Raw genomic sequence first — 8,620 nt, forward strand, 5'->3', positions numbered from 1 at the left:
GAAGCTCACCACGGCCGAGCCGTTCGTCTCGATGGCGTCGCGGAGCGGGGCGGACAGCGCATAGACCGCGCCGCCTTCGAGGCCGTAGTGCGCCACCATCGCCTCCCCGCGGACGGTGCGGCCGCCGAAGCTCAGCGCGATGCCCTTGAGCGGCTGGCCGGCGAACCCTTGCATCACCGGGCTCCACGCCACGTCGAAGCCCATGTTGGCCGGCCGGAACGGCGCGACGTCGCCGACCCACGCGGCCCACGCCCCGTCCGACCCCAGCTTTGGCCAGCTCGCGCCGCCGAGCGCCAGCACCGTCGCGTCCGGCCGCATCGCGACCTCGCCCTCCGGCGTCGCGAACCGCAGCGCCCCGTCGTCCGCCCAGCCCAGCCACGTGCTGCGCGTGCGGATCGTCATGCCCAGGTCCGCCAGCCGCGCCAGCCAGGCCCGCAGCAGCGGCGAGGCCTTCATCGCCCTCGGGAACACGCGCCCCGACGAGCCCACGAACGTCGGCTGGCCGAGCCCCTCGGCCCACGCGACGAGCTCGGTCGGCGGAAGGCCCGCCAGAATCGGGCGCGCCCAGTCCGCCGCCACGCCGTACCGCGCCACGAACGCCTCGAAATCCTCGGAATGCGTCAGGTTCAGCCCGCCGCGCCCGGCCATCAGGAACTTCCGCCCCACCGACGGCATGCGCTCCCAGACGGTGACCGAACAGCCCGCCTGCGCCAGCCGCTCGGCCGCGAACAACCCCGCCGGTCCCCCGCCGACGACGGCGACGCGGGTCATTCCGGGGCTCGGGCGCGGCGCGCCGCGAGGTCGAGCGCGGCGGGCAGGGCGGCCGAGACCAGCTCGAGCCGCTGGCGCGGGCTGTCGTACATCTGCAGGCCCACCGCCACGTCGGGCTGGATTCCCACCACCTCGTTCGATCCGTCGGCGCGCCGGCGCACGCAGTCCGGCATCGAGACCACGCCGCCGCTGTTCGCGAGCATGACCGGCGCCGCCCGGGTGACGTGCCCGCAGCCGGCGCCGAAGGTGCGCGAGCCCACGACCACCGCCGCGCCGGCATCCTGCACCATCGCCGCGAACAGTTCGCTCGAAGAGGCCGAGTTCCAGTCGCCGAGCACCACCAGCGGCCCGCGCCACAGCGCGGTCACCGCCGGGAACCGCGCCGTCGGCGAGGCCACCTGGACCCAGTCCGGCAGGGCCTGGCCCGCGGTCCGCGGCGGCAGCGGTCCATCGTAGACCGGCTCGTCGACCAGCCCGCTGCAGCCGGGCGCGGCGCCCGTCCAGAGCGGGCGGCGGTCGCACGCTGTGCGCGCCGCGGCCACGGCGTGCGTCAGGTCGGTGTCGAAGCGGGCGAGGGCGGCTTGCTGGGCGGGCGGCCCGGACCCGAGCGCGGCCTTCACGTCGACCTGCCGCGCCGCCAGTTCCTCGGCCGCAGGCGCGCCGCGGACAAGGGCCATGGGCGGGCGGCGGACGGGCCGGGCGGTCACCAGCCGCGCGAGCGCCAGCGGGCTGTCGTTGCCGCCGCCGTTGTCGGCGATGTCGATGAGCAGGACGTCCGGCCGCTCGGCGGCGAGGGCGGCCACCTGGCCCCGCATCTCCTCGACGAACGCCGTGTCCGCCGCCTCGACCAGCCGCGCGGCGCAGGCGTCGTCGCACGCGCTCTGGCGGGTCAGCTTCGCCTGCGCCAGCAACTCGTCGCACAGGCGCGGCAAGCCGCTGGGCGTGAAGATCGGGATCCGCAGCACGCCCACCTTCCGCCCGGCCACGGCAACGACGCCGGCCGGCAGGTGGGCGTCTGCGCGCCCCACATGCCGGAAGCCCGGCAGGCGCGTGGCGATGGCGCCGGCATCGCCGACGTCGAAGTAGCCGAGGCGCGCGCAGAGGTCGGGTTCTGCGGCCGGCGGCGGCATGGTCGACGCCGGCGGTGTCGGCCAGCGGACCTCCAGGTGCCCGTCGGCGAAGCTCGCGAGGAATCGGTCGAACACGCGGCGCGCCGCGTAGACATCGCGCGCCGCCGCGATCCGCGTCTGCGCCCGGGCATACGCGCCGGGAAGGTCCATGCCCCGCTCGGCCTGCCAGTCGAGATTGGCGTAGCCGGCGCTCAGAGCGTCGCGCAACTGGTCGAGGTCGGCCAGCCACGGTTCTGGGCGGAACGCCTCCTGAGCTGCCCCCGGCCCGGCCGCAAGCGCCAGGGTCAGGACGGCCGCCGCGAGCCGCCGCCCCACGTCGTCAGGTCCCCGCCACAGCCAGCAAGGCCGCCAGACCCACGCTCATGCCCTTCAGGCTTTCCGGCTTGGAGACGTCGATCCATTCGTCCGGCGCGTGCGCCCGGCCGCCGTCGCCGCCCGAGCCGATGGTGACAGCCGGGATGCCCAGGCTGATCGGCACGTTGGAGTCGGTCGAACTCGCGCCCAGGATCGGCGTGAAGCCCGCCGCCTTCACCGCCGCCGAGGTCAACTGCACGATCTCGGCGTCTTCCTTGGTGGCCCCGGTCGGACGGTCGCCGATCTGCTTGACGTCGGCGCTGATCGCCCCCGCGCGGGTCGAGCGCGCCGCGTTCTCCTGGTCCACCGCGGCCTTCACGATCGCCAGGAACTGGCCGTCGATCTTCGCGAGCTCGGCCGCGCTCTCGGAGCGCATGTCGACCTCGAGCCAGATGGCGTCCGGGATCGAGTTCACCGAGGTGCCGCCGCCCACCACGCTGGTCATGTAGGTCGTCTTCGGCTGCGTCGGCGTGCGGATCCTGTTCATCTCGACCACGGTCGTCCCCATGGCCGCCATCGGGTTCACCAGCCCGAACGCGCCATAGCTGTGGCCGCCCGGGCCCTTGAAGGTCACGCGATAGCGCCGCGAACCGACCGCGCCATAGGTCACCCGGTCCGCCGAGGTTCCGTCCATGGAGAAGAAGGCGGCGATCCGGTCCTTGTACTTGCCCTTGCCGAACAGGAAGCGCGTGCCGCGCAGGTCGCCCGGCCCCTCTTCGCCGACATTGCCGACGAAGAGGATGTCCTTCTTCGTCCTGATCTTCGCCGCGTCCAGAGCGCGGATGTAGCCCAGGACCACGGCCAGCGAATGGGTGTCGTCGCCGACGCCCGGGGCGTGCAGCTTGGTCCCCTCGCGGCGCACCTTCACGTCCGTGCCCTCGGGAAACACGGTGTCGAGGTGCGCTGCCAGCACCACCAGCGGCGCGCCGGCCGGGCCGGTTCCGCGGCGCAGGCCCATGACGTTGCCTTCGGCGTCCATCTCGACGTCGGTCAGCCCGGCGGCCTTCAGCATCGCCATGTAGGCCTGGCCGCGCGCCGTCTCCTTGAACGGTGGGGCGGGGATTTCGGTCAGTTGGATGGTCTCGGCGACGATGCGGTCGTGGTCGGCGTCCAGCGCCGCCTGTGCGGCCTTGAAGCCCGGGGTCTTGCGGATCGCCGCGATGGTCTTGTCGGCCGCGCCGGGCTTGGCCGCAGGGGCCGCGTCGGCGGCCAGCGGCAGGGCCACGGTGAGCGAGAGGACGGCGGCGAGGACATGCCGCGAAACACCGAACATCGTGATGGAATCCTTGCGATCGGGCCGGGATGGACGACGAAAACCGACCTGCCCGCGCCGCGGGCCGGCGGCAAGCCATTTCGTATTACTCGGATTTAATGTTTCCATCGCGCCGGCCCGGCTTGCCGCCCGACGGACGCCGGCCCTAAGCCTGCGCCCGACACGTCGGATCGCACACGTCGGGTCGAATTGGGGAGGCGTACCTTGATCCATAGCCGTCGGCAGATACTGACCCTGGCGGGCGCGGTCGCGCTCACCGGATGCGCCACCGCTGACGAGAACCTGCCGCCGATCCCGCCGCCGCCGCCCCAGGCGCCGCCGCCGCCGAAGCCGCCGTCGGCCGAGTCGCACCTCAACAAGCTGATGACCGACTTCTTCAACGAGAACCTGCGCGAGAGCCCCGAGCTGGCCACCTCGCTGGGTCTCGACAAGGGCAAGCTGGCCGACGAGGCGGGCAAGCTCTCCGACGCCTCCATCGAGGGCGTCGACCGCCGCAAGAAGCTGAACGCCGACCAACTCCGCCGCCTGAAGGCCGTGAACCGCAAGGCGCTCACCGGCATGGCGGCGGTGAATTATGACTCCATCCTCTTCGACCTGCAGTCGACGGCCGATGCGGACGCCCGCTTCGTCTACGGCCGCCAGGGCGCCGGCGCGCCCTACGTGCTCTCGCAGATCACCGGCGTCTGGCAGGACGCGCCCGACTTCATGGCCACCCAGCACCGGATCGAGAGCAAGGAGGACTGCGACGCCTATCTCTCGCGCCTCGAAGCCATCGGCCGGGTCATGGACCAGGAGATCGAGCGGGTCCGCCGCGACGTCGGCCTGGGCGTCGTCCCGCCCGACTTTGCGATCAAGGGCTGTCTCAGCGGCATGAAGGGCCTGCGGGTCCCGGCCGCCAAGTCGACGCTGGTCAGCGCGCTGGCCGAGCGCGCCAAGGCCAAGGGCATCGACGGCGACTGGACCGCCAGGGCCAGCGCCGCCTACGAGGCCAAGGTGCTGCCCGCGCTCGACCGCCAGATCGCGCTGATGGAAGAACTGCGCGGCAAGGCCAAGCACGACGCCGGCGTCTGGCGCCTGCCCGACGGCGAGGCCTACTACGCCCAGTCGCTGGCCAACGCCACGACCACCAGGCTCTCGCCCGCCGAGGTCCACCAGATGGGCGTCGACGTCACCAGGGAACTGCACGCCCGCGCCGAGGTCCTGTTCAACCAGTTGGGCTTCACGCGCGGCGGCATCGGCCAGCGATACCAGGCGCTCTACAGGTCGAAGAAGGGCGTCTACCCGAACACCGACGCCGGCAAGGCCAGGATCATCGCCGACCTCAACAAGGAGGTCGCCCGCATCCGCGCCCGCCTGCCCGAGCAGTTCGGCACGCTGCCGAAGGCCGACGTCGAGATCCGGCGTATCCCGGCCACGACGGAGCAGGGCGCCTCGACCCATTACGAAGCTCCGAGCCTGGATGGCTCGCGCCCCGGCATCTACTGGCTGAACCTGCGCGACACGGCCGAGAGCCCGTACTGGTTCCTTCCGACCACCACCTTCCACGAGGCCATCCCCGGCCACCACATGCAGATCGCCATGCAGCGCGAAGCGGACCTGCCGATGCTGCGCCGCGTGCAGGGCTTCGGCGCCTACGCCGAGGGCTGGGCGCTCTACTCCGAGCAGGTCGTCCAGGAGATGGGCCTCTATCAGGGCGAGCCGCTGAACGAACTCGGCTACATCCACGATGCCCTGCTGCGCTCGGCGCGCCTGGTCACCGACACCGGCCTGCACAGCCTGAAATGGAGCCGCGAGAAGGCCATCGCCGAGATGCGCAACATCGAGGGCGACCCCGAGCCGCTGGCCGCCCAGGAGATCGAGCGCTACTCGGTGTGGCCCGGCCAGGCGTGCAGCTACATGGTGGGCAAGCTCACCATTCTGCGCCTGCGCGAGAAGGCCCGCGCGGCGCTGGGCGACCGCTACGACCCGCGCAAGTTCCACGACGCGATCCTGCTCTCGGGTTCGATGCCGCTGACTGCGCTGGAGAGCGTGATCGACAACTACATCGCCGCGACCAGGGCCTGATGCGGCGGCGGGCGTTCCTGCTGGCCGCGGCCGGGGCGGCCCTCGTTCCTGCCGCGGCGAGCGCCGCCGCCACAACGGAGGACACGAAGCTCCGCGCCGTCTTCGACCGCATCTTCGACGAGGTCCTGGACGACGACCCCGAGACGGTCACCGCGCTCGGCCTCGACAAGGGCGCCCGCGCCGCCGCCAAGGGCAAGCTCTCCGACGCCTCGATCCAGGGCCTGGACGAGGACAAGGACCGCACCGCCGCGCATCTCAGGCTGCTGAGGACGGTCGACCGCGCCCGGCTAAGCCCCGGCGAGCAGGTGAATTACGACGCCGTCCTCTTCACGCTCGCGGGCGACGAGGCGGCCGGCCGCAGATACGCCTACGGCTACGAGGGGGCCGGCGAGCCCTATGTTCTGTCGCAGCTCACGGGGGCCTACCAGGACATCCCGGACTTCCTGGGGACGCAGCACGCCATCGAGACCAAGGCCGACGCCGACGCCTACCTCGAACGCCTGGTCGCCTTCTCGGTGGTCATGGATCAGGAGGTCCAGCGCGCGCAGCGCGACCGCAACCTCGGCGTCGTCCCGCCCGACTTCATCTGCGACCGCACGATCGCGCAGATGACGGCGCTGCGGGCCTCCGAGCCGGGCGCGTCGCCGCTGGTCACCCAGCTCACCGAGGGGGTGAAGGAGAAGGGGATCGCGGGCAACTACGCCGCCGCGGCCGAGCGCGCGCTGACGGCCTACGTCTACCCCGCCCTCGACCGCCAGATCGCGGCCATGAACGGGCTGAAGGCCATCGCGCGCCCGGACGCCGGCGTCTGGAAGTTCCTCGGCGGCGAGGGCTACTACCGCGACGCGCTGCGCAACTTCACGACGACCGAGCTCACGCCCAGGGAGATCCACCAGATGGGCCTGGAGCAGGCCCGTGAGCTGAGCGCCCGCGCCGAGGTCCTGCTGGCCAAGCAGGGGATGACCCAGGGCACGGTCGGCGAACGCATCGCCACGCTCTTCGCCGATCCGACGCACCACTATCCGAACACCGACGCCGGCAAGGAAAAGCTGATCGCCGACCTGAACGCGGTGGTCGCCGAGATCCGGCCGCGGCTGCCCACCATGTTCGGCAAGGTCCCCAAGGCCGACGTCGAGATCCGCCGCGTGCCGAAGTTCATCGAGGCCGGCGCGCCGGGCGGCTACTACAATCGCCCCTCGCTGGATGGCTCGCGCCCCGGCATTTACTGGATCAATCTGCGGGACAGCGCCGAGAACCCGCGCTGGACCCTGAAGACGCTCACCTACCATGAGGCGATCCCGGGCCATCACCTGCAGCGCTCGCTGCAGATCGAAGCCGACCAGCCGACGCTGCGCAAGCTGGCCGGCTTCCCGGCCTTCGGCGAGGGCTGGGCGCTCTACGCCGAGCAGGTCGCCCTCGAGATGGGCGAGTACCGGGACGACCCGCTGGGCGAACTGGGCCAGATCCAGGCCTCGCTGTTCCGCGCCGCGCGCCTCGTCGTCGACACCGGCCTGCACGAGATGCGCTGGAGCCGCGAGAAGGCCATCGCGACGATGACCTCGATCGACGGCAGCCCCACCTCGTCGGCCGCCACCGAGATCGAGCGCTACTGCGTCCGCCCGGGCCAGGCCTGCGCCTACATGGTCGGCAAGCTCACCTGGCTGCGCCTGCGCAGCGAGGCCCAGAAGGCCCTCGGCCCCAGGTTCGACATCCGCCAGTACCACGACGCCGTCCTCGCCGGTGGCGCGATGCCCCTGACTGTCCTCGAAGGCGTCGCCAGGCGCTGGACCGCCTCACAGAAAGCCTGAGTACCCCCATGACATCGCACTTCGACCGTCGCACGTTCCTCACCACGACGGCGGGCGCCGCCCTCGTCGCCGCGCTGCCGGCGGCCGCGCAGACCGGCGACCTCGACAGGCAGCTCACCGCCTTCCTCGACGCCGAGTACGAGGCGGAAGTGCAGATGGACCCCGAGGAACTGACCTCGCAGGGCCGCAAGGAGCAGTACGACCGCCTCACCGACCGAAGCGAGGCCCAGGGCGAGAAGGTGCTGGCCTGGCGCAGGGACAGCGTGGCCCGCATGAGGGCGAAGTTCGACCCGGCCAGGCTGGGCGAGGAGGCGCGCACCTCCTACGACATGTGGGTCCTCGCTCTCGACCAGGCCGAACTGCGCAACAGGTGGCGCCGCCACCGCTACGTCTTCTCGCGCGGCGCGGCCCACACGGGGCTGCCCAACTTCCTGATCAACTTCCACCGTGTCGACACGCCGGCCGACGCCGAGGCCTATGTCGCGCGCATCGGCCTGATCGACGAGGCGCTGGACCAGATGCTGGTGCGCGCCAAGGCCGCCGCGGCCGAGGGCATCCGCATGCCCCGCTTCGACTACGTCCAGGGCCAGAAGGACCTCGCCCGGGTCACCACCGGCGCGCCGTTCTCGGACGGTCCGGACTCGCCGATGTACGCCGACTTCAAGAAGAAGGTCGCGGCGCTGAAGGCCGGCGGCAGGATCGACGACGCCAGGGCCGACGCCCTCGTGAAGGCCGCTGCGGCTGCGATGACCGGCCAGATGAAGCCCGCCTACGACCGCGTCTCGGCCTGGCTCACCGCCGACGCCGCCAGCACCGGCGCGGACGCCAAGGGCGCCGGCGCGCTGCCCGACGGCAAGGCCTACTATGACGCGGCGCTGAAGCTGCAGACCACCACCGACATGACCGCCGAGGAAATCCACCAGCTCGGCCTCAGCGAGGTCGCCCGTATCCGCGGCGAGATGGAGAGGGTGAAGGCCAAGACCGGCTTCACCGGCACGCTGCCCGAATTCTTCGTCTTCATGCGCACCGACAAGCGCTTCTACCTGCCCAACACCGACGAGGGGCGGGCGGAGTATCTCAAGCTCGCCGACGGCTACCTCGCGGGCATGAAGAAGAAGCTGCCGGCCTACTTCGGCATCCTCCCCAAGGCCGACCTGGTGGTGAGGCGCGTCGAGGCGTTCCGCGAGATCCCCGGCGCCGCCCAGCACTACTTCCCCGGA

General features: G+C 71.7%; 6 protein-coding genes. 3 read left to right on the forward strand and 3 right to left on the reverse strand.

Annotated elements, in window-relative coordinates; all coding sequences use genetic code 11:
- The 3 genes from JNL41_RS19850 to JNL41_RS19860 all read right to left on the reverse strand — a co-directional run.
- A partial coding sequence (locus JNL41_RS19850; RefSeq protein WP_293477907.1) for a TIGR03862 family flavoprotein occupies nt 1-771 on the reverse strand: 771 nt, incomplete at its 3' end.
- The gene (locus JNL41_RS19855; RefSeq protein WP_293477908.1) at nt 768-2,216 is read right to left on the reverse strand and encodes a S41 family peptidase; all 1,449 of its coding nucleotides are present in this window, start codon (nt 2,214-2,216) and stop codon (nt 768-770) included. The genes JNL41_RS19855 and JNL41_RS19850, both read right to left, overlap by 4 nt.
- Nucleotides 2,217-2,220: 4 nt before the next feature.
- Nucleotides 2,221-3,528 carry a M20/M25/M40 family metallo-hydrolase gene (locus JNL41_RS19860; protein ID WP_293477909.1) on the reverse strand — a complete coding sequence of 436 codons (1,308 nt, stop codon included), beginning with the start codon at nt 3,526-3,528 and terminating at the stop codon, nt 2,221-2,223.
- 204 nt (nt 3,529-3,732) lie between these two features.
- On the opposite strand from JNL41_RS19860, the gene JNL41_RS19865 reads away from it, so the two are divergent.
- The 3 genes from JNL41_RS19865 to JNL41_RS19875 form a co-directional block, all read left to right on the forward strand.
- A complete protein-coding gene (locus tag JNL41_RS19865; RefSeq protein WP_293477910.1) occupies nt 3,733-5,592 on the forward strand; it encodes a DUF885 family protein in 1,860 nt (619 codons plus the stop codon).
- A complete protein-coding gene (locus JNL41_RS19870) occupies nt 5,592-7,400 on the forward strand; it encodes a DUF885 family protein (protein WP_293477911.1) in 1,809 nt (602 codons plus the stop codon). The genes JNL41_RS19865 and JNL41_RS19870 overlap by 1 nt, the downstream gene beginning before the upstream one ends.
- A gap of 8 nt (nt 7,401-7,408) precedes the next feature.
- A partial coding sequence (locus JNL41_RS19875; RefSeq protein WP_293477912.1) for a DUF885 domain-containing protein occupies nt 7,409-8,620 on the forward strand: 1,212 nt, incomplete at its 3' end.

The organism is Phenylobacterium sp. (assembly GCF_016793285.1).
In the GTDB taxonomy this organism is placed as follows: domain Bacteria; phylum Pseudomonadota; class Alphaproteobacteria; order Caulobacterales; family Caulobacteraceae; genus Phenylobacterium.

Excerpts from the sequence above, each read along its gene's own strand:
- JNL41_RS19860 (WP_293477909.1), bottom strand. The coding sequence starts at position 3,528 with ATGTTCGGTGTTTCGCGGCATGTCCTCGCCGCCGTCCTCTCGCTCACC.
- JNL41_RS19870 (WP_293477911.1), top strand. The coding sequence starts at position 5,592 with ATGCGGCGGCGGGCGTTCCTGCTGGCCGCGGCCGGGGCGGCCCTCGTT.